We start from the raw sequence: 1,192 nt of genomic DNA on the forward strand, positions 1-1,192 counted from the left end.
GGTAGCGCACGAACTCGGTGCGGGGCGCGACGGCGACCCAGCCGGCCGGCTCGCCGTCGACGTACCCGAGCAGGGCGCCGGTCGTCGGGGCGTCCGGCCCCGGGTCGAGCTGCTCGCGGAGCTGATGGGCGCGCTCCTCGACCGGCATGTACCACCAGGCGCGGTCACCCAGCCGGATGCGCTGGCACTGGCAGTGGTGCGCGCCGCCACGCGCGCCGAACACGGTCTGAACGTCGTCCCAGCGGTCGGCGGTGGCCACGGCGATCTCCATGCCTGCAGGCTGGCACCGCTCACGCCACCCGGCAAGCGCCTACGATTGCGCGGTGTCCAGCGACCACTACTTCACCGCACAGCCCGCCTCGGACGACGAGCGCCGCACCCGCACCGTCCGCCTCGCCGGGCGGGAGCTGGAGGTCGAGGTGGCGTCCGGCGTCTTCTCCCCCGGCGGCGTGGACAAGGGGACGGCCGTGCTGCTGGACCACGTGCCCGCGCCCCCGGCGACCGGCGACCTGCTCGACCTGGGCTGCGGCTGGGGCCCGATCACGATCACCCTGGCACTGGAGGCCCCGGAGGCCACGGTCTGGGCCGTCGACGTCAACGAGCGCGCGCTCGACCTGGTGCGGCGCAACGCCGAGCGGCTCGGGCTGACCAACGTGCGGGCCGTGCTGCCCGGCGACGTCCCGGACGACGTGCGGTTCGCCGCCTGCTGGTCCAACCCGCCGATCCGCGTGGGTAAGCAGGTGCTGCACGAGCTGCTGACCCGCTGGCTGCCCCGGCTCGGACCGGACGCCGCGGCATGGCTCGTGGTGCAGAAGAACCTGGGCTCGGACTCGCTGGCCCGCTGGATCACCGAGACGCTCGGGCTCGCGGTGGAGCGCACGACGTCGTCCAAGGGGTTCCGCGTGCTGCGGGTCGCGGGCTGAGCGACAGCTGCCTGTCGAACGGTGGACCGAGATCATGTCCAGCGGTCGACCAGGGACGTGTCCGTCGGTAGATCAGCGACGAGACCACATGTCGCCATCGGCTCGCCCTGGGTCAGAGCGCGACCCGGCCCGAGTAGACCAGCTCCGCCGGGCCCGCGAGCTCGACGTTGCCGCCCGGCAGCACGCGCACGCGCACCTCGCCGCCCGGGACCTCGACGATCCAGGTGTCGGGCGCGCCGGCGCCGGTGGTGCCGCCCTGCCACGTGCGG

The 1,192-nt window shown here is 74.2% G+C and carries 1 protein-coding gene and 1 pseudogene; one reads left to right on the plus strand and one right to left on the minus strand.

Features of this window, described 5'->3' with window-relative positions; genetic code table 11:
* A pseudogene (locus PROKR_RS34830) lies at positions 1-271 on the minus strand (GNAT family N-acetyltransferase); the annotation flags it as partial.
* Between the two features lie 52 nt (positions 272-323).
* On the opposite strand from PROKR_RS34830, the gene PROKR_RS13035 reads away from it, so the two are divergent.
* A complete protein-coding gene (locus PROKR_RS13035; protein ID WP_036963811.1) occupies positions 324-923 on the plus strand; it encodes a class I SAM-dependent methyltransferase in 600 nt (199 codons plus the stop codon).
* Positions 924-1,192: the final 269 nt, after the last annotated feature.

This window comes from Promicromonospora kroppenstedtii DSM 19349, from assembly GCF_000515355.1.
GTDB lineage: Bacteria > Actinomycetota > Actinomycetes > Actinomycetales > Cellulomonadaceae > Promicromonospora > Promicromonospora kroppenstedtii.